Origin of the sequence: Paenibacillus sp. FSL H7-0940 (assembly GCF_037979415.1) — a bacterium.
Taxonomy (GTDB): Bacteria; Bacillota; Bacilli; order Paenibacillales; family Paenibacillaceae; genus Paenibacillus; species Paenibacillus amylolyticus.
In genome coordinates this window covers 7,055,891-7,075,908 of the sequence record NZ_CP150280.1, presented here as the reverse complement: position 1 = coordinate 7,075,908, position 20,018 = coordinate 7,055,891, and the positions used below count along the sequence as shown (strand labels likewise).

Annotated in this window: 23 protein-coding genes; 2 read left to right on the top strand and 21 right to left on the bottom strand. The window is 47.1% G+C overall.

What is annotated here, in order from left to right; genetic code table 11:
• Positions 1–17: 17 nt before the first annotated feature.
• From MHB71_RS31105 to modA, 11 genes are all read right to left on the bottom strand, one after another.
• On the bottom strand, positions 18–359 hold the full coding sequence (locus tag MHB71_RS31105) for a hypothetical protein (protein ID WP_340028451.1): 342 nt from the start codon (positions 357–359) through the stop codon (positions 18–20).
• Position 360: 1 nt separating this feature from the next.
• Positions 361–660: a hypothetical protein gene (locus tag MHB71_RS31100; protein WP_017692511.1), complete on the bottom strand. Its 300-nt coding sequence runs from the start codon at positions 658–660 to the stop codon at positions 361–363.
• The gene (locus MHB71_RS31095; protein WP_017692510.1) at positions 657–998 is read right to left on the bottom strand and encodes a hypothetical protein; all 342 of its coding nucleotides are present in this window, start codon (positions 996–998) and stop codon (positions 657–659) included. The genes MHB71_RS31100 and MHB71_RS31095 overlap by 4 nt, the downstream gene beginning before the upstream one ends.
• A 23-nt stretch (positions 999–1,021) precedes the next feature.
• Positions 1,022–1,309 carry a hypothetical protein gene (locus MHB71_RS31090; protein WP_017692509.1) on the bottom strand — a complete coding sequence of 96 codons (288 nt, stop codon included), beginning with the start codon at positions 1,307–1,309 and terminating at the stop codon, positions 1,022–1,024.
• A gap of 121 nt (positions 1,310–1,430) precedes the next feature.
• Positions 1,431–2,183, bottom strand: a complete 753-nt coding sequence (locus MHB71_RS31085) for an amino acid ABC transporter ATP-binding protein (RefSeq protein ID WP_017692508.1) — start codon at positions 2,181–2,183, stop codon at positions 1,431–1,433.
• On the bottom strand, positions 2,180–2,890 hold the full coding sequence (locus MHB71_RS31080; RefSeq protein ID WP_076253281.1) for an amino acid ABC transporter permease: 711 nt from the start codon (positions 2,888–2,890) through the stop codon (positions 2,180–2,182). Before MHB71_RS31080 ends, MHB71_RS31085 begins: the two co-directional genes overlap by 4 nt.
• Positions 2,891–2,894: 4 nt before the next feature.
• Entirely contained in the window at positions 2,895–3,638 is a 744-nt protein-coding gene (locus tag MHB71_RS31075; RefSeq protein ID WP_076253280.1) for an amino acid ABC transporter permease, read from the bottom strand.
• Positions 3,639–3,661: 23 nt separating this feature from the next.
• A complete protein-coding gene (locus tag MHB71_RS31070; RefSeq protein ID WP_083677492.1) occupies positions 3,662–4,501 on the bottom strand; it encodes a transporter substrate-binding domain-containing protein in 840 nt (279 codons plus the stop codon).
• A 297-nt stretch (positions 4,502–4,798) separates the two neighbouring features.
• Complete coding sequence (locus tag MHB71_RS31065) at positions 4,799–5,131, bottom strand: hypothetical protein (protein WP_017692504.1); 333 nt, start codon at positions 5,129–5,131, stop codon at positions 4,799–4,801.
• Between the two features lie 272 nt (positions 5,132–5,403).
• Positions 5,404–6,090 carry a molybdate ABC transporter permease subunit gene (gene modB / locus MHB71_RS31060; RefSeq protein WP_083669918.1) on the bottom strand — a complete coding sequence of 229 codons (687 nt, stop codon included), beginning with the start codon at positions 6,088–6,090 and terminating at the stop codon, positions 5,404–5,406.
• On the bottom strand, positions 6,087–6,959 hold the full coding sequence (modA, locus tag MHB71_RS31055) for a molybdate ABC transporter substrate-binding protein (protein ID WP_340028450.1): 873 nt from the start codon (positions 6,957–6,959) through the stop codon (positions 6,087–6,089). The genes modB and modA overlap by 4 nt, the downstream gene beginning before the upstream one ends.
• Before the next feature lie 237 nt (positions 6,960–7,196).
• Here modA and MHB71_RS31050 point away from each other — a divergent pair, with 237 nt between their 5' ends.
• The gene (locus tag MHB71_RS31050; RefSeq protein ID WP_340028449.1) at positions 7,197–8,240 is read left to right on the top strand and encodes a helix-turn-helix transcriptional regulator; all 1,044 of its coding nucleotides are present in this window, start codon (positions 7,197–7,199) and stop codon (positions 8,238–8,240) included.
• A gap of 158 nt (positions 8,241–8,398) precedes the next feature.
• Here the strand turns inward: MHB71_RS31050 and MHB71_RS31045 are convergent, their stop codons facing one another.
• Positions 8,399–10,471: a beta-galactosidase gene (locus MHB71_RS31045; RefSeq protein ID WP_340028448.1), complete on the bottom strand. Its 2,073-nt coding sequence runs from the start codon at positions 10,469–10,471 to the stop codon at positions 8,399–8,401.
• Between the two features lie 181 nt (positions 10,472–10,652).
• Here MHB71_RS31045 and MHB71_RS31040 point away from each other — a divergent pair, with 181 nt between their 5' ends.
• A complete protein-coding gene (locus MHB71_RS31040) occupies positions 10,653–11,504 on the top strand; it encodes an AraC family transcriptional regulator (protein WP_340028447.1) in 852 nt (283 codons plus the stop codon).
• Positions 11,505–11,615: 111 nt separating this feature from the next.
• Here MHB71_RS31040 and MHB71_RS31035 read toward each other — a convergent pair whose 3' ends face one another.
• The 9 genes from MHB71_RS31035 to opp1B all read right to left on the bottom strand — a co-directional run bounded on the left by MHB71_RS31035 (position 11,616) and on the right by opp1B (position 19,922).
• Positions 11,616–11,951, bottom strand: coding sequence for a DUF3024 domain-containing protein (locus MHB71_RS31035; protein WP_340028446.1), 336 nt, complete (start codon positions 11,949–11,951; stop codon positions 11,616–11,618).
• A gap of 116 nt (positions 11,952–12,067) precedes the next feature.
• On the bottom strand, positions 12,068–12,337 hold the full coding sequence (gene rpsN / locus MHB71_RS31030) for a 30S ribosomal protein S14 (RefSeq protein WP_036605831.1): 270 nt from the start codon (positions 12,335–12,337) through the stop codon (positions 12,068–12,070).
• 52 nt (positions 12,338–12,389) lie between these two features.
• Positions 12,390–13,586, bottom strand: coding sequence for a GTP-binding protein (locus tag MHB71_RS31025; RefSeq protein ID WP_340028445.1), 1,197 nt, complete (start codon positions 13,584–13,586; stop codon positions 12,390–12,392).
• Positions 13,587–14,080: 494 nt separating this feature from the next.
• Entirely contained in the window at positions 14,081–15,313 is a 1,233-nt protein-coding gene (locus tag MHB71_RS31020; RefSeq protein WP_340028444.1) for an MFS transporter, read from the bottom strand.
• 29 nt (positions 15,314–15,342) lie between these two features.
• Complete coding sequence (locus MHB71_RS31015) at positions 15,343–16,536, bottom strand: MFS transporter (RefSeq protein WP_340028443.1); 1,194 nt, start codon at positions 16,534–16,536, stop codon at positions 15,343–15,345.
• Between the two features lie 14 nt (positions 16,537–16,550).
• Entirely contained in the window at positions 16,551–17,303 is a 753-nt protein-coding gene (locus MHB71_RS31010; protein ID WP_340028442.1) for an ABC transporter ATP-binding protein, read from the bottom strand.
• Positions 17,304–18,113, bottom strand: coding sequence for an ABC transporter ATP-binding protein (locus MHB71_RS31005; protein ID WP_340028441.1), 810 nt, complete (start codon positions 18,111–18,113; stop codon positions 17,304–17,306).
• Positions 18,094–18,990 (bottom strand): nickel/cobalt ABC transporter permease, encoded by an 897-nt coding sequence (gene opp1C, locus MHB71_RS31000; protein ID WP_340028440.1) that lies wholly within the window; start codon positions 18,988–18,990, stop codon positions 18,094–18,096. Before opp1C ends, MHB71_RS31005 begins: the two co-directional genes overlap by 20 nt.
• Complete coding sequence (gene opp1B, locus MHB71_RS30995) at positions 18,990–19,922, bottom strand: nickel/cobalt ABC transporter permease (RefSeq protein ID WP_340028439.1); 933 nt, start codon at positions 19,920–19,922, stop codon at positions 18,990–18,992. Before opp1B ends, opp1C begins: the two co-directional genes overlap by 1 nt.
• Between the last annotated feature and the right edge of the window lie 96 nt (positions 19,923–20,018).

Below are 20,018 nucleotides of genomic sequence, written 5' to 3'. Positions count from 1 at the left end.
TAATCCGGTCTAATCGGTTACTGTGCTTTGTAAGCCAGCTGATGTCCGTCCTCGAATCCCTTGGCGAAACCCGCGTTGAATCCCTCGTTGTACGCCTCGTTGTATCCCTGGCTGTACGCACCGTCCGGGTTCGGATCGGTAGGGGTAGCCGGGACGACTGGTTGTACGGGCTTTGGACTCCGGTGCCGCCGTACCGTACGTTTCTTTTTTTTGAGCCACGCACTGCGTCCTTTAAGTGGGCGTTTGTGAAGAACACGTTTGGCTCTGAGCGCACGCAGTTTGCGAATTTTGCGCAGACGGGCTCCACGGATTAACAAAGCTCTTTTGGTTCTCAGTCGTATTTTCTTCTTCTTTAACATGTCAACATTCCTCCTGTATGTCCCGAACGATACGAATTGCACACCCGGGGTCTTTGAGCCACGGCAAGCCAGGCTCCCCATGCTGGATTCGGGCCAGCCTGATTCCCGTAACCATACGAGACATTTCTGCCTGATAGCGACTCAGCAAACGAATGTTCTCGGCCAGACTGCGGGCGGATACTTCCGAATGAGCGGTTACACTGGCTACACTGTCCAGAATGCGTGCCAGCGCCTGCTGACTGTGTGCAATGGATTCAATGAGCGCCAGTTTGGCTTCCTGCTCACGCCGCATCAGACTCATTTTCCCATGTCTCCCAGATCCATGCCGCCAAACATGCCACCGTCCATACCGCCGCCATCTTCGCTATCGTTCTGCACCATCACCGCTTTGAGATTGTTGCACAGTCCGGTCTCCATCCGGGTTAATCCTTCCAGCAATTCCACCAGCTGATCATGCATTTTAAGCGGCTCGCCTACCTGATCCCCATGCGTCAGAAAGGTATCCCCATTCAAATGATTCAGCGTCCAGTTCCGTACCTTCTCGGCCTCAATCGCTTTTGCCTCCAGGATCAGGGCAATATTCCACTGCATTTTGGCTGCTGCGTCCAGCATCAGAATGAGGCTCTGTTCTCTACTCATGTTCCTTCACCCGCCTTCCGGGCTTATTCTTCCTCTTGAACCGCGATCTCCCGCATGACTTGGGTCAGCGTTTCGGCTACAGCCTCTTCCAGATCTGCAAGGCCCCCCAAGTAAGAGATAATGCTTTTGTTGATTTGCCCAGAGCTATCCAGCAGACCGTCAACGCCGTCCAACTCCGGTTCGATATCTGGCAAATGATTGATGATTTCAGACATGCGTACAGCGACTTGGCGTTTGGCATCCAGCACACGTGCGATCTGCTGGTGAGAGTGTGCAATATGTGTGATGATTTCATCGATTTTGCTCTGCATGGTCCTCCTCCTTACCGTCACGGCCTGCTTCACCCATAGAAAAACCCGGCCTATCAGCATTTGCCTGTTACAGCATATGCCGGGCCGGGATCGTCAGTTACTACAGCTTGCGCCTATATCGTCAGATGACATAACTCCAGTCGGAAGAATATCGACTGAGGAATTGGCGAGTACGTTCCTGCTTTGGACGTACAAACACCTCTTCCGGGGTTCCTTCCTCCACAACGGAACCTCCATCCATGAAAACAACCCGATTTGCCACCTCACGGGCAAACCCCATTTCATGGGTGACTACAATCATGGTAATCCCCTCTTGAGCAATGGAGCGGATGACAGACAACACTTCACCCACAAGCTCGGGGTCCAGCGCAGAAGTCGGTTCATCAAACAAAATCACTTCGGGATTCAGTGCCAATGCTCTGGCGATGCCCACCCGTTGCTGTTGTCCACCTGACAACATACTTGGATACTCATTGATTTTGGCAGACAGTCCGACTTGTTCAAGCACGCGCAAGGCACGCGTGCGGGCATCGGCTTTGGACATTTTCTGGGCAATAATTAAACCTTCCGTGACGTTATCCAGCACCGTCTTGTGTTTGAACAGATTATAATGCTGGAACACCATCGCCGTTTTTCGTCTCAACTGCACAATGTCATGTTTGCGTGCATGCTTGCAATCGACGGTTAATCCACTGATCTGAACCTCGCCCTCATCGGCACGTTCCAGAAAATTGACGCAGCGCAGCAGCGTTGTTTTGCCTGATCCACTCGGTCCAAGGATCGCTACGACATCGCCCTGTTCCACGGTCAGATCAATTCCCTTCAATACTTCCTGCTTGCCAAAAGTTTTGTGTATGTTGGTTAGTGTAATCATGACACGCCTCCTTTGCTGTACACGGCAACCCGACGCTCAAGCAGAGCAGTGATCCGCTCGGCAATGATGGTCAGCCCCCAATAGATGAACGCTGCGGCGATAAAGGCCTCCAGAAACTTCAGACTGACGGATGCCACCACATCCGCTTTACCGAGGATGTCCATCTGAGACACGGTAAAAGCGAGTGTTGATCCATGCAGGAACCCAACAAACATACTGCACAGGTTAGGCAATACAGCCCCGATCGCTTGAGGGATGATGATACGCCTTAAAGCCTGGAATGTGCTCATGCCTACAGCGTGAGCCGCCTCCATCTGGCCGATATCCACAGCAAGAATGCCTGAACGGATAATCTCGGACATATAGGCGCCCGCAGTGAGGGAGAAAGCAATCAGTACAAATACGAGAATTGGAATCGACGAGGATTGGAAAGCCCAACCGTAACGTTCCGCCAGCCTATCGATAATCATCGGAATACCGTAATAGATGAGGAATAGATGCATCAACATCGGTGTTCCACGCAGGAATGAAACGTAGAAGTCAGCAATGCGGTGAATCCACCGCACGCGATAGATACGGATCAGAGCCGTAGCCAGACCGATTCCGAAGCCTGCAATCAACGGAACAATCGTAATGACGAGTGTCAGTGGCAATGCCTTCAGGATTTGAAAAAAAGATGTATAGATAAACTGGAGATCAATCGACATATGCTCACCCCGCTATTCGTTTCAGGCGTTTGGTTCGAATTGCCGGCTTGTGTACAACTCTCTTGCGTTCATGACGCTGGAGTCTGCGTTCTGCAAAGGCAAATCCTTTTTCAAGCACAATAACAATGACATAATAGACCACAGACAGACTGATATACACTTCAAGTGCGTGCGATGTAGCCGAAATTAACGTCTGCCCTCTGCCCACCATATCCATGACACCAATGGAGAAAGCCAAAGACGTATCCTTTAATGAACCGATTAACGTGTTAGCCATGTTCGGAAAAGCAACAATCAGTGCCTGCGGAACAACAATCCGCCGAAAAGACTGGAATGTGGTCATACCGGCAGCATAGGCTGCTTCCGTCTGACCTTTATCCACACTGCGCACCGCTCCGCGAAAGATCTCGGCAAAGGATGCCGCGTCACTAAGCGCATAGGTCACAATGACAAATAACAACGGGTCGGTTCTCGACAGATCGATGCCAATGGGTTTGAGCAACTCGGGAAGTCCGTAATACACCAGGAACAATTTGATCAGGATCGGTGTGCCCCGCATGAATGAGACGTACAGTGTAGCCAACTGGCTTAGTACCGGAATCCGATACAGCCGGGGAACGGCCAGAAGCACGCCGCCCACCAGTCCGAGCACGATGGAACCACCCAGTACAATCAGTGTTATATGCAAATATCGTAGCAGTTCCGGGATGAAATCCAGAACCAATGACAGATCAAATGATTTTCCCATTACCGCTGCACACCTTTCTCAGACTACTCTTCAACCGTATAGTCAGCTCCAAGCCACTCTGTGCTCAGTTTGCCTAACGTTCCATCTTCTTTGATCGCTTTGAGCGCTTCGTCCACTTTGGTTTTGAGCTCCTGCTCATCTTTGTTCAGAATGAAGTATACTTTGGAGTTGGAGAGGGCATCTCCTACCGTTTTCAGCTGAGCATCAACCGCCTTATTCTGATAATCAATGGCAAACTGCGTGCTGATGGTGGCATCCACCCGGCCTGTTTTGATCTGGGTAATGGTATCCTCACCCGCTCCGGAATAAACGATATCAATCCCGTTGCCGTTCGCTGCATTCCATTTCTCAGCAAGTACAGCCGCATTACTTGTAGCACCAACAATCAGTTTTTTCCCTTTGAGATCCTCAATCGATTTTACTTCCTCATTTTTCTGACTTACGACAATTTTATTTGGAAAAATATTATAGGCTTCATCATTAAACAGGAACTTGGCCTGTCTCTCATCATTCACTTCCATCTGGTGAGCGATCAGGTCAATTTTTTTCGTTTCCAGACTCAGCAGCAGGTTTTTGAAATCCATCGTGCTGAATTCGAATTCATACTCAGGCAAACGTTTGTCGATCTCCCGGATCAGTTCCACATCATAACCTGTTAACTTGCCATTCTCATCAATGAAGCAGACATTTGGGAACTGTGTACCTGTTCCTACAATGATCTTTTTCACTTTGGTGTCGCCTGCTGCCGAAGCAGATTCTGAATCATTACTTGCAGTTCCTGTGCTGCATCCAGCCAGTACCGCCAGCATTGTAATGAACAGCAGTGCTGTCCGGAATTTTTGAATCCCCCGTTTTTTAACCATTCCCAATCTCCTCCACAGGCTGTTATCACAGCAAATATGATGTGTACTCCCATTCCTCTTCCTATTAACAAACCATTCTTACTTGTATAGTCGGAATTAGGTTGAACAAAGAATATCATTACAAGTCATCTTAGGGCAATAACTAAACTAATAGGACATCCTGATATGGTTATAGGATTTCTCTATAGTATAAGAAAAAGCCATCCCCCATATCGATTGGCGGATGGCTTCTTCTTGTATGACTCTCATTGATTATACCATTTTGGCGGTGCATCACTTGGTGTGTACACTACTCATCTATCTGCGACTCGCCCATTTAATTTTACGTGCTACTTCCACTCGCTGTAATTGTAAGAGACCGATCCGTTCCTCGAACTTCTTGCGTTCGTCCATGGAATGAGCGGCATGAATCTGGTGGCACAGACCTGTCAGTTTGCTGTTGATGTAATCAAACCGTGTCCATAGTTCCTCTTCAGGTGTGCGTTGCTGCTCCGTCGCCGTCTGAAATATTTTGAGTTGGCGGATAAGGGATTGTTGCCATTCCTGATCCTGAATTTGGATGGCAAAATGCAAAAGATCCAGATAGTCATCAATTTGCAACGAAACGCCGCAATCAGATTTAGTGTTCATCGTCGTCTCTCCTTATTTCAGTACTTGGCTGGAATCCATTACTTCTATCTTACAGGAACAAGCCCACTGAAAGCGAGTACTGAACGATTAAATTTCGGGAAAATTTTTATTTTTTTATGTTAAAACAGCTTTACATTTCCATTAAGACCAATTTGGCAGGATATTGATATTGGTACATATGAAATTGGTAATAAAAAACCGCGTTAAGGAAAAAATTCTTTCCTCAAAACGGATTTTTCATCATTTTATATATAATATTAACACATATCAAATTAGTCATTTTTTCCATCTCGCTGCTGTCTGGTCATCAGTAACATGAGAAACGAGATGATAATAATGGAAACAGTCCATGCCCAGGCCATGGTCTGATTGCCCGAATCCACAGCGACATAGATTGCCGTGGGTACCGTTTGTGTTTTGCCCGGAATATTGCCTGCAATCATCAGTGTCGCACCGAATTCGCCGAGTGCCCGGGCAAAGCCCAGGATGAAGGCGGTCATCAATGCTCTGCCTGCGAGCGGCAAGGAAATGTAACGAAAGACCTGCCACTCATTCGCCCCAATCGAACGACCCGCATCCTCCAGATCACGATCCACACCACTGAATCCCGATTTCATCGTCTGATACACCAGTGGAAAAGCAACCACCACCGAAGCAATCACCGCAGCCCACCAGGTGAAAATAACCGGTGCGGAGAATATGGCTTCAATCCATTGTCCAAACAGACTTTTACGCCCCAATATGACAAGTAACAGAAATCCAACCACCGTCGGAGGAAGGACTAGCGGCAGCATAAATGCCGTTTCCAGCAGAATCTTTCCCCGAAATGAAGAACGTGACATCTTCCAGGCTATCGCAATTCCGAGCACAGTGGCCACTACGCTGGATAATAACGCTACCTGAAGCGATAGGCGCACCGGTGACCAGAATACGGACCAGTCTATGGCGTTCACATTCATTCCGGAATTGTGAATCCGTATTTCGCGAAGATATCGAGCACTTCAGGGGTTTGTAAATACGCATAAAATTGTTCGGCCTCTGTACGGTGTTTGGTTCCTTCGATAATGCCTACCGGATAATTGGCTGGTGTGTAGCTGTTCTTGTCCACCTCAAACGCAATTTTCACCTGATCCGAAGTAAGAGCATCCGTTTTATATACAAATCCTGCATCTGCATTACCCGTCTCTACATATTGAAGAACCTGTCTAACGTCTTTCCCCTGCACAAGCTTACTTTCCAGTTCATCCCACAGCTTGGCATTGGTCAGAGCTTCCTTGGCATAGGTTCCCGCAGGAACACTTTCCGGAATCCCAATGGCTACCGTCTTGATGGAGTCGCTGGTGAGATCCGTTTCACTGGTTACTGTGTGGGTCCCATCTGCTGGCACTATGGCCACCAGTGAATTCTGTAGCAGATTCTTCTGATCGCCCGATGCAATCAGGTTTTCATCCACTAGCGCATTCATATTTTTTGTTGCCGCCGATACAAAGACATCAGCCGGGGCACCCTGTTCAATCTGCTGTTGCAAGGCACCCGAGGCGCCAAAGTTAAAATTAAGTTCTATATAAGGATTAGCTAACTCATAATTGGTTTCAATCTCTTTCATCGCATCGGTCAGACTTGCTGCCGCAGAGATTGTCAGATCTACCGTTTCCTGCGGATCGTTATTTCCTGCTGATGAACTTTCACCTGATGCCGCTGGCGTTGAGGTTGTTTGTTCTGCACCTGTGGATGTATCCGTAGTGCCCGTGCTTGCGCCGCAACCAGCCAATACAAGAGCCAGTCCCAGTGACATACTTCCCAACACATATCCGATTCTCTTTCTCATTCATTTCTCCCCCAACGTTATCTTTAGATATAACTAGTTATAATTGATTATATCTAATTATACACAAGACAAAAAAAATAGGAAGGTGATTAAGATCACATTTGATTTTTGTTATCTGTCCTATGCGTTTATTGCGTGTTCTCAGGTTTATGGCATCCCTCAATTAATGATATAGTACAAGAAACATTCATAACAAAACCATAATTGCTCTATACCTTTGAAGGAGGATCTTCACTTATGGCGGAGGAGCAATCCTACACAACCGAAGAAATATCCAAGCTGCTCAAAATATCGAAACTGACGGTCTATGACCTGATCAAAAAAGGAGACCTCGTTGCATACCGTGTGGGTAAACAAATGCGAATTGATGCCACCGATCTGGAGGCATATAAACGTCGCTCCAAGCAACTTCAGTCCTCAGGTCAACGTACTCCGACTCCTCATCAGACCTCGGAATCAGTGACTCAGCCAAGTCAGGGTGATTTTCAGGGAACTTCCTTACAATTGACTACACCTGTAGGGTCTGCGCATGCGATTACTCCAGTGAGTTCTGCTCATGCAATGACTGCTGTACCACGGCATCTGGTCATAACAGGACAGGATGTCAGTCTGGATATTCTAATGCGCCATATGGAAAAACAAACTCGGGACATTCGTCCGCTACGTTCGTTCATGGGTAGTCTGGATGGGCTTATCTCGATGTATCGCGGTGAGTCCGATCTGGTCAGCACCCATCTGCTCGACGGAGATACCGGTGAGTATAATCTGCCGTATATTCGCAAAATTCTGACGGGACGATCTTATGTTGTGGTGAACCTGCTGTCACGACCTGCCGGACTGTATGTACAGCGTGGTAATCCGCAGAACTTGCAGAATTGGACCGATCTGAGCAAGTCTGAACTTCGACTCGCTAACCGGGAGATAGGTTCTGGCGCGCGAGTATTGCTGGATGAGCAACTTCGACTGCATGGAATTCCTGCCGCAGGTCTGATCGGATATCAAGTCGAAGAAACCAGTCACATGGGCGTGGCGGCCAAAGTCAGTTCAGGTGAAGCTGATGTCGGAGTTGGCATTGAAAAAGCTGCACGACTTGTGGGTCAGGTTGATTTTGTCCCGCTCATTCAGGAGCGCTATGATCTGGTCATGCTGAGGAAGCAAGGTAATGAAGCCTGGACCGAATTGGTACTGCGAATTCTCCAATCGCCGGAGTTCAGGCAGGAACTGCAATCATTCGAGGGATATGACGTATCCCGGACAGGTGAGATTTTGTACGAAGCATAGGTATACGAAATACAGCCAAAAACACTCATGCTTAATGGATGTTACACATCACATCACATCACATTACATCATGCATATACAAAACGCCTTGCAAGGGCTGCAAGGCGTTTTTGGTGTTTCTTTCTATATATAACGCATGATATCGATGAATGGATTGCTTAATGTGGCAAATCGATCTCAAAAATGAACACACCATACGCGGGCATGTTGATCTCATTCTGAAGTGTTGTACCTGACAGTAACTCTTTTGCTTGCTTCTTAAGCTTAATGGGGACTTGTTGATCCGAGTAGTTGAGTAAAAAGACATAAGCTTTATCCTTACCAGAACGGATACCAAGCTCAACTTCGGACGATACCTCTACCAGGTCACCCACAGGTGAAGATAGCTCTATTTCATCCAGGAGAGCATCTACGACCGGTTCATTGTAAGCCGCTCCATAATACCATACTTGCCCCTGACCTACCGTACGTTTGGTCAATGCAGGACTACCTGCATAATATTCAGATGTATACTCAGCCATGACCTGCACGTCAGCATGCTCTACATAAAGAACTTCGTTAAATCCGGCCGTTGACGTTCCCTCCTGAAGTCGCTCACTCGCCCCATTCCATTGCAGTTTGGCTGCTGGAATGGTTCCTTTGATTAAGGTAAAGTCCTCTACGGTTACACCACACAACTCAGCGACAGCCCCAGGGAACGGTCTCATATAACAATGCCCCCTGAGATCCTTATATCCAGTGCGCGCACCGAAAAACAGAGTGCCTCCTTGACTGACATAGGCTTGCAGAAGTTCTGCTGTCTCGTCTGTCATGATGGCCGGATGAGCATAGATGATCACCTTATAATCGGATAACTCTTCCAGTGTTGTCGTTGGTTGCAGTGTAACCATGTCCGTCGGAATATGACGATACTGGAGCTGTTTATACCAGGAGCGAACACTCTGTTGCTGAAGCGGACCGTGCCATTCGTCCAACTCTCCGTCCCACAGGTTATCGTAATCCTGTAGGATCGCAACATCGGCTTGATATGTAGTGCCCGCAATAACACGCCCGATCTTGGCAAACTCTTCCCCTACTTGTGCAACCTCGCGTACTCTTCTGTTGGGTTGATTATGGTAATCATTGATGCCATGCCAGTACATCTCCGTGCCAAATGTTGCCGTCCGCCAGCGGAAGTAAACGAGTAGATCTGTTCCGTGAAGAACAGATTGATACGACCATAATCGGATCTGTCCCGGTCTTGGCGTACCCATGCCTATACTGTCGACCCAGCCTCCTGGCCCAGACTGTTGTTCCATGACGCAGAAGTTCGGTGACATGTTACGTACGTTCGACAGTTTCATGCTCCAGGCCCGATCTTGTAATGAGTTATCGTCTGTCCCTGGGAAGATCGTGGCAAACTGCGGATACGAATCATAGGAGAAGAAATCCAATAGCTCCTCTGTCATTTCATGATTATCCAAGTGTCCAAACGTACCGTTTGTTGTGATCCAATGTTCCGGGTCCAGTTCCCGAATGATGTCCACCTGAAGCTTGGCAAATGAAATGGTATTTGCTGAGATGAATCTCTTTTCATCTAGTGCCAGGTGAGGATTGGGCGATGAACTGACCATATTTCGGGTAAGGTGAACTTGCTCCCAGTCAGTATAGGTCTGACTCCAGAAAACGGTTCCCCATGCTTGGTTCAGATTCTCTAACGATTCATAACGATCCTTTAACCATTCACGGAAGGCGACATGGTCCGCCTCAGCATAGAAAACATCCATATGACAATTGAATTCATTATCGATCTGCCATCCAATGAGAGCCGGATGATCTTTATAGGCAATCACCATATTGCGCACGATTTTTTCACATTGCTGTCTGAAGATTGGGCTGCTGTAGTTGGTATGACGCCGCATGCCGTGTTGATACAATACCCCGTCCTTATTTGCGTTTAATACTTCAGGATATTTGGATGTTAACCACGCTGGTGGAGTTGCAGTAGGTGTTCCCAAAATAACACTTAAACCATATTGATGCGCCAGATCCAATGCCTTCTGGAAAAAACTAAAATCGAACTGACCTTCTTCCGGTTCAAAGATGGACCATGCAAATTCAGCCATCCGAATAACTGTGATATTCATCTCTTTCATTCTACGGAAATCGTCCTCCCACAACGCTTCCGACCAGTGCTCAGGGTAATAACAGACCCCCATTTTTAATTCATCCATTTGGATTGATTTTGCCACCTTTAATTGCCCCCTTAACCTGCCATATTGCCTCCATTCTATTGGAACCTTCACATATAATAAATGACAAGATTATGCGACTTATAATAAAATATTGTCATTGTCCAAGATTCAAATAACAGTAGGCTGAATCTATTTCAGTTCACTACATAAAAATATTGCGTTTAAATGGAGGATGCACGTGAAAGAACACATCTTTCTCCCCAAGCCGGTTTTCCCCAGACATGTATGCTTTCCCGATTTTATTGGAGGGTACAGTGACTTTCCGAAACATTATGTGAATCGGGAATATCGAACGAAAGATATCAACTTGGATCATTGCTATAATTTGCACCTTGTACTTGAAGGTAAAGGATTCCTGGACACAGGAACCGCTTGTTACGAGTTAACACGAGGACAGGGATTCCTCTACGGTCCCGGTCTCAGACAAACCTACTATTCAGATTTGGATGACCCTTGGAGTATTCGTTGGATTCACTTCTACGGTATTCGTCTCGAAGAGCTGTTAAATGGAAAAGGCGTTGACGAGCCCTGGCTGTTTCAATGTTCCAACTTTCCGGTGGTTACCGCGCTCATGGATCGATTGCTGGAGCTAGGCAGAGGCTATCAGGTGGAGGACGAGCACAGTGTGGCAGCAACATTATATGAGCTTCTGACCCGATTGCAATCCGCAGCGAGTCAAATCAATGTTTCGTTAAATCACACTTCAGAGCGAATTCGAGAAGCAGGGAATTATATTCGCTCTCATAGTAATGAGCACATCACACTTGATCACGCTGCCGGAATTGCCGGATACAGTACAACATACTTTAGCCGCAAGTTCAGTCAGACGTTTGGAATCTCTTTCCCGGAATTCCTCTTGGAATCCAGGTTATTACATGCGAAACAGCTGCTCGCAACAACCAACCTTTCCATTAAACAAATTACGCTGGAAACGGGATTTTCACAGTCAAGCTATTTCATCCGATGTTTCAAAACCCAGGAAAACGTAACGCCTATGCAATTTCGAATGATGCACAATCATTTGTTATAGTCATATGTTCCTTGAACAAGCTGATGCAAAAAAAGACTCTGCATATAATATGCAGAGTCTTCTTCGTTCATTTTTTATATAAGTTCATTTGTATCTTCGTCCTCGTCAACCTCACGTACGCCAGAACAGTCCAGCCTCATCCCGTTCCACCTGTTCAAGCACATTCTCAAAATCGGAACAAGGTGTAATAACATCTACCGGATTCCAGCTGCTCTGTTCATCTCTGGCATACACTTTCCACTGATTTTCTTCCCAGTAAAATCGGGCAATATACATCTTATCCCATTGATACCGTTCCTCGGCGGGTCTTTCTTCGGTCAGGATCAATTCATTGTCATTCATCACATACGTCAACTTCACCATCGAACGCAGTGGAGCAGGTATCTTCTCGTGAATATATCCGTTCATTACAGACTGAATTCTTCGTAACGTAAACAAGTCCAACATGAAGATGCACACCCTTTCAGCAAAAATACCACCCCTGCTCTACGCACCACATGCAGCTCCAAACACATAACAACCTGCCTTCATGTAATGGTGGTCAGCTACATCCCTTGATCATTTTACCAGCTGGATTTTGTTACACCAGGAATCTGTCCTTGATGAGCCAGTTCTCTGAACTTAATCCGAGATACCTTGAACTTGCGTAGATAACCCCGCGGGCGACCTGTCACTTCACAACGATTCTTTAGTCTGGTCGGAGATGCATTACGCGGCAATTTCTGCAATGCCTCGTAATCCCCTTTCTCCTTCAGTTCCCGGCGCAGGTCCGCATATTTTGCCACGATCGCCTGACGTTGCTTCTCACGTACCACTTTTGATTTTTTAGCCATGAATTACAGCTCCTTATTGATTGAATTTATGTTTAGAACATCATCTTCCGAGTTATACCGCTTCCACAGGCCATGGCAGTGGATTGTCGAACTGGCCCCAGTCGCCCAGCATTTCTTCATCACTGAGCAGGCACTGGTCCAGCTCATCTTCAATGCTCGCACGCTCCATTTCGATCCCAATCATGACAAGCTCCGTCTGACGATCTCCCCACTGGGCATCCCATTTCTCCAGAACATCCGGCTCGTTACGCAAAATCTCTTCTTTGTCCGCTTCGGGCAACGCCGCGACCCAAAGTCCCGCAGGACCGAACTGAATGGATGACCCTGCCTGACTGAGGCTTGCCGCAACATCCCCCTCGGCCGCGAGCCATACCAAACCTTTGGCACGTACCACTTCTTCCGGCCAGTAACTCATGAATTCAGCCAGACGGGAAGGATGGAACGGCTTTCTGCGGCGATATACAAAGGAACCAATGCCATATTCCTCAGTCTCTGGGGTATGAGACTCCTTCTCCAATTCCTGAATCCACCCAGCGGACATGCTCACTTTCTCAAAATCAAAGTGGCCTGTATTCAGAATCTCGGACGGGTTCACCTGTCCGTTCTCAGTCCGAATGATCTTGGCGTTAGGCTGCAGCTTCCGGATGATACCTTCGAGCTTGTTCAGCTCGGTGTCATCGATCAGATCACATTTGTTCAGTAGCAGCACATCACAGGTTTCGATCTGATCAATCAACAAGTCTACAACGTCACGGGTGTCCTCATCTCCGGTCGCCTGATTACGATCCAGAAGACTCTGTCCTGATCCAAAATCATGCCAGAATCGATTGGCATCTACTACCGTTACCAAACAATCCAATCGGGCCAGACTAGTCAGGTCAATACCCGACTCTTCATCGGCGTATGTAAAGGTCTGTGCAACTGGAACAGGTTCACTGATGCCGGTGGATTCGATCAAAATATAGTCATACTTGCCTTCGTTCACCAGCTTCTCAATCTCCTGCATTAGATCATCCCGCAAGGTGCAGCAGATACAGCCGTTGGACAGCTCCACCAACTTCTCTTCCGTTCGAGACAAGGTTGCCTCCCCCTTAACAAGCGCAGCATCAATATTAACCTCACTCATGTCGTTAACGATCACCGCAACTTTGAGCCCCTGTCTGTTGTTTAACACATGATTTAAAACCGTCGTTTTCCCTGAACCGAGGTAACCACTTAGTACGGTTACCGGAACTTGCTTTTGTGTCATAGAAATCTACTCCTTATATTTGCAGTCTGTGTAATTTAGACTTTAATAGTAATTATTACGATTAACAACAATGACTATAATCCTGTTGCACGGTCGTTGTCAAACTATTTTTGATTTCAACCTGCAAAAAAAACAAAAAAAGGCTGATGGCCGACCCTTGCACTTTCGCATCCTGAGGATACGTTTTGGCAAGAAGTGAGTCATAAACCTCCTCTGTAAATGTTCGCAATACATGCGGGATAGGCTAGACAGCGGACTATATCAATATACATTAGAATTACGCCTGTACCGCGACATATTCAACAAAACTATATAGATTGAACTGAACATTTACACGAAACGGAGAGGACAGAAAGAACCTGAAGAAGCAGAACGTTCGCCTTTATCCCCGGATTTAACCTTTATAAAAAGGAATCAAAAAAATCTGGGGATAACAGCGATCGGAAGGTTGTTCTGTCATTGGAGTGATCCGTGTAAATGTTCTTTAGTTCAATTTATATAGTCACCCCAGATCTGGCCTTATTGCCCGCTTCCATCCGTTGCCTGAACACCAACACCAGTACCATCGCTGAAACAGAGAGCAACGTGCAGATCATAAACATGGTCGAATACGAACTCACTTGCACAATAAGCCCCATTGCCAGTCCACCCAGAGAGAATCCAAGGTCATACGAGGACATGAAAATCCCCATGAGTACATATCTGGAATCCGCAGGCAGCACAAAGGACAGATATGTGGTTAACGTCGGGTACAACAGTGCCAGGGCAAAACCGCTAAACACCGCGGATAAATACACTAGCGGCCCGATGGTCTCCATTAGACTGAGCAACTGGGTTCCCAGTGCAGAACATAGCATTAACCCTGCCATCAGCCAGGTATTCCAGCTACCATCGGACGGAATTTTTTTGCGCAAAATAAACCTGCACAGGATTACAACCAATCCCTGAATCGTCAGAAATACGCCTGCACTCGCCAGTCCGGTGGATACCATATACAGGGGAAGAAAGGTCGCTGTCGCCCCAAAGACGCAGGACGCAAACAACATCACCACACTGCTAATCAGCAGTGGCGTGCTACGCCATATGCCGCTAAATGAACGAAACATGTCACCCAAGGTGTACGATTTGTTCTGCACGGTACTCCGCGGCAGATCCACATTATATCCAAGCAGAAGTGGCAGCGCCGCCAGTCCGATCATCAGCAGCGTAAACGCCAGATCACTGGCATTTTCCCAGATTTGTATGGCAAGGATCGGAATGACCAGAGAAGGAACCATCGTAAAAAGGGTGTACATGGACAGCCCTTGTGCCCGGTCTTTGTCCTCCAGCTTTTCCACAATACCCGCCTGCATCGTCATGGAGAAAAACGCCGTAGCCACCCCTTGCAGAGCTCGCAACCACAGATACGTCTCCACACCAAAAACAACAAACAGCAACAGCGTACCCGCATGCAAAAGCAATAACCATTGCATCACACGAAGTGGCCCATGCTTACCGAGCAGTTGTGCTGCAAAAGGTCTCAAGAGCATACAGGTGAACATATATGCTCCCATCATCAGACCAATCTCAGCCTGATTTAATCCCGCAGCCTCACTTCTCAGGGGCAGAATAATCGTCAAAGCTGAATTTGCCGCAAAAAATAAAAAGGCCAGCATATAAAACCGGATAAACGAAAAGGATACCGGATTTAATTTCCCATTGGATGTTGCATTCATCGAAGACTTCAAACGTTCGTCACCACTTTCTCTTCTGGCAATCAACTCATAGATGTATCTGTCCCGGGTCTACGCCGTTCATAGGCAAAAACGATCATTACCGCTCCTAGGATAGCACAGAACATGTACATAAATGAATAGGAAGAGAAGTCAGCGACGGGTCCCATAATCACACCACCCAGAGAAATCCCCAGATCCGCCATCGCGATAAATAACCCGATTAGGACGTTTCGATTCAGCTTAGGCAAGACAAAAGATAAATAGGTCGTGAGTGTCGGATACAGGATCGCCTGACCGATTCCCATGAATACAGCGCCCACATAGAAAAAGAGCACCCCGCCTGTCACGGCAAAACTGACACATTGCGCAGCTACGGCGAGCAGACACATGGTGCCCATCATGAAAGGAGAATGCCAACTACCATCGGACGGAATCCTTTTTCGAAGCATAATTCGAGCCAACACCACTGTTCCTGCCTGAAGCATCAGGTACACACCCGCATTTCCATTTGGTACTTGACTCGCATACAGCGGAATAAAGGTGGTAATCGCGCCAAATACAACCGAAGCGGCGAGCATTAACACACTGCAACGAAATAAATGTGGATTCTTCACCAACTGACCAAAGGATTCCCACATACTGACGTTCTGCTCCGAAAGATTCTCAGCAGGTTGCTCCTTGTTTGGTTCCATTTTGGCGGTATATCCGAAGACACCCGTACAGACGGCAATGCCGATCAGAACCACTGTAAAATAATCCATACCACCCGTCTGCCAGATTCCTAACGCGATAACAGGCCCCACGATCCCCGGTATATAACTGAATAGCGAATAATACGAAATTCCCTGTGACCGATCTTTCTCCGGAAGTGCATCAATAATGCCAATCTGCAAGGCCATGGAGAAGAACGCTGTCGATACACCTTGTAAAATACGAGCAACCAAATAACCTCCGAGTCCCGTAAAGGTATATAAAATCAGCGCAAATCCATTGATGATCAGAATCAAACGCAATATTTTGATCGGACCGTGCTTTTGAATAATCCGACCTGCCCATGGTCTGAAAAACATGGTTGTGAACATATAAGCGCCCATGATCAGTCCAATCGTTGTACCGCTCGCGCCCAAAGACGCCCCTTGCAATGGGATGATAACGTTAAGAATGGCATTGGCACTGAAATATAGAAGAACCAATATGTACAAGCGCAGAAAAGGCCAAGACATCGCTCCACTCACAATGGATGCTCCCCCTAAAATGGTATTAAATGCTTCAATAATTTCTTCGCATAGTCTGACTGAACATCCTTTAGCTGCTCAATAGGAACGATCTCTACAACCTGTCCCTCTCTGAAAATGATTACCCTGTCACAGATATAGGCTGCCGCCTGTATATCATGTGTGATAAAGACACAGCTCAGCTTGTAGATTTCCTTAAGCTCTTTCAACAATTGCAACACCTGAATCTGAACAGACACGTCCAGTGAGCTGATCGCTTCATCAAACACAATGCATTTAGGGGCGGTGGAGATGGCCCTGGCAATGCACACTCTCTGAGCCTCCCCGCCGGATAGTTCATGCTGATATTTGGATCTATAGGAAGGGTCCAGTCCAACTTGGTTCAGCAACAGATCCACCTTCTCTGAGTTGCCCTGATCCTTTCGCAGCTTTTGCTGCGCTCGCATCGGTTCCATAATGGCGGCTTCCACGGTAAAAAATGGATTGATGGAGGACGTATAATTTTGAAAAACGGCGCTAATGTTACCCATCCGTACACGACGATCCTGTACGTCTTTACCATCGAGCGAGATCGTTCCACGATCCGGGCGTTCAATGCCCAGAATCAGACGACCCAACGTAGATTTACCACTTCCGCTTTCACCGATGATACCGAGACATTCACTCTGCTGGCATTCAAAGGTAACCTGTTTCAAAACTTGTTGTTTGTGCTTGGAGAACAGTCCGCCTTGGTTATATGATTTTTCGATACCCTCCACCTTTAGCATCTATAAGTCCTCCTGCATCAACGCCTTAAAATGATTGCTCAGCTCCAGTCGGGTAGAGACCAGATACTGCGTATAGGCATGCTTCGGCTCTGTCAAAACAGAATGCATGCTGCCACGCTCTACGATGTTTCCGTCTTTCATGACCATCACGTCATCTGCAATCTTCTGAACAACGCCGAGATCATGGGAGATGAACATCATGGAACAGCCCATGCGTTCGCGTAATTGAATCAATTGCTCCACGACTTCATATTGAGAGATCGTATCCAGTGCCGTTGTCGGCTCATCCGCAATAATCAGATCAGGCTCCAGCACCAATGCCAGTGCAATCATGATTCGTTGCAGCATCCCACCGGACAGCTGATGTGGATATTGATTCAGAATCTCGCGCGGATGTCTGAGCATGACGCTTTCCATGGCATTGATGATTTTCCGTTCAATCTCGCGGGTGTTCCAGCCAAAATGTTGCTGAAGCGTCTCCCGAATATGAACACCAATGACACAGGAAGGATCAAATGCACTCATGCCATTTTGCAAAATCATACATAGATGCTTGCCCCGCTTACGCCGCATCTCCGGTTCCGAAAGCTGGTTCAGGTCTTCGCCCTGGAATAACATCGTGCCCGATTGGCGAATCCATGGCTTGTTCAGTCGCATGATAGCCCTGCACGTGACGGACTTGCCGCTACCGCTTTCCCCTACGATGGCCATACAGCTTCCCTGCTTAACTTCAAATGAACTATCATGAATGATCACTTTACCTGTATTGGTATCCCATACTTTCAAATGTTCAACCTCGACTATATTCATAAGTAGTCTTTCTCACCTCACTTTCGTAAGACTTGTCAGACTTACCTTGAGAGGTCATCAATTTGGGGTCCAGAGCCACTTGAAGGGCATCCGATAGAAAATTAAAAGCAGACACCACCACCACAATGGCCAGGCCCGGTGCCAACATCAATTCAGGTCTGGAGAACATGACTTCCCTCGCCTCATTGAGCATCATGCCCCACTCCGCATGCGGAGCCTGGATTCCAAGCCCCAGAAAGGAAAGGCCGGAGATCTGCAACATCATCGAACACATGGAGCCACTGGCAATGACGGCAATATCGGCAAAGGTAACCGGAACAATATGTTTGGTTATAATTCTCAGATTAGGCGTGCCGGAGGCTTTAGCGAATTTCACATAATCCATATCGGAGAATTGCATCACAGATGTGCGAATAACGCGGGCAAACCAGGCCCATTTCATCCACACAAAGGCAATTAAAATATTCTCCAGTCCTGCACCCAAAATGCCAACCACCGCCAGTGTCATCACGTACCCGGGAAAAGACAGCATAATGTCACAGACTCTCATAATCCATGCATCCACTTTCCCCTTGAAGTAACCCGCAATGAATCCAACAATGGCCCCAATCAGAACAGAAAGGCTCAGCGCAACCAGAACCCATAACACACTTGGACGGATACCATAGATAAGCCGGGATAACACACATCTGCCCAGATGATCATTGCCTAATAGATACTCCCAGGACGAGGAGGCATAACGAAGCTTCATATTCACTTGTCCTGGATCATGCGGCGCAATAAGCGGAGCCAGTACGCCCGCCATAATCGTGACCATAATCACTAGCAAAGAGGTCAACGCAAGCTTGTCTTTGCACAGATTTTTCAATATTCGCATCAGAATTCCTTTCTCAACCGGGGATTCATCGCCGCATTAATGATGTCGGATAACGTGTTAAACAACACAAAGGTGACAGCCAACATCAGAACATACGCCTGAATAATCGGAAAATCCCTGCTTAAAATGGATTTCACGCTGAGTCTCCCTAGCCCCGGCCAGGCAAACACATTTTCGATGACTACCGTACTGCCCAGCACGATCGGGATCGCCATACAAAAGATGGAAACGGCCACCTGTAATGAATTTCTCAGAATATGCAGGGTGACTTTCTTCTCGCTCAGACCACTTGCCCTTGCATATAACACATAGTCCTCATTCATATTGCTCAACATGGAACTTCGAACCGTTCGGAAATAAATGCCTGTATAACTCACCGTGATCACAATCACCGGTAGAATATAGCTTCGATACGAGTCCATGCCACTGGTAGGTAACAGGTCCAGCTTGACGGAATAATACCAGATCATCATGGCTGCAAGCCAGTAGGACGGCATGGCTGTAAGGAAAAATGATACGCCTCTGACCGATCGATCCAGCAACTTGCCTTCTCTCATGGCACAGATCACACCCAGCAGGATGGACAGCGCAATAATGAATACCGATGAGACAAGTGTTAACTTCAATGTGTTCATAAAAGCAGGCCCCATCAATGACCACACCGGTTCACCAGATACATAAGAGTTGCCAAAGTCCAACTGCACAACAGCCATGATCCAGTTCACATACTGGATCATGAACGGCTGATCGAACCCCAATGCCTGGTTGGTCTGGGCAATTAATTCCTCTGTAATCTGCGGAACTTCCTGTGCCTGTAAGACAACAACCGCCGGGTCCAAGGGAGATAGATTAATCAGGACAAACGTTATAAATGAAATGATAATCAGTAAAGGGATGGTTAACAGAATCCTTTTGACGATATAACTTCCCATATCCATCTCCGCTCTATTTAAATTGAACTGAACAATATTTACACTACACTCCGATGACAGAACAACCTTCCGATCGCTGTTATCCCCAGATTTTTT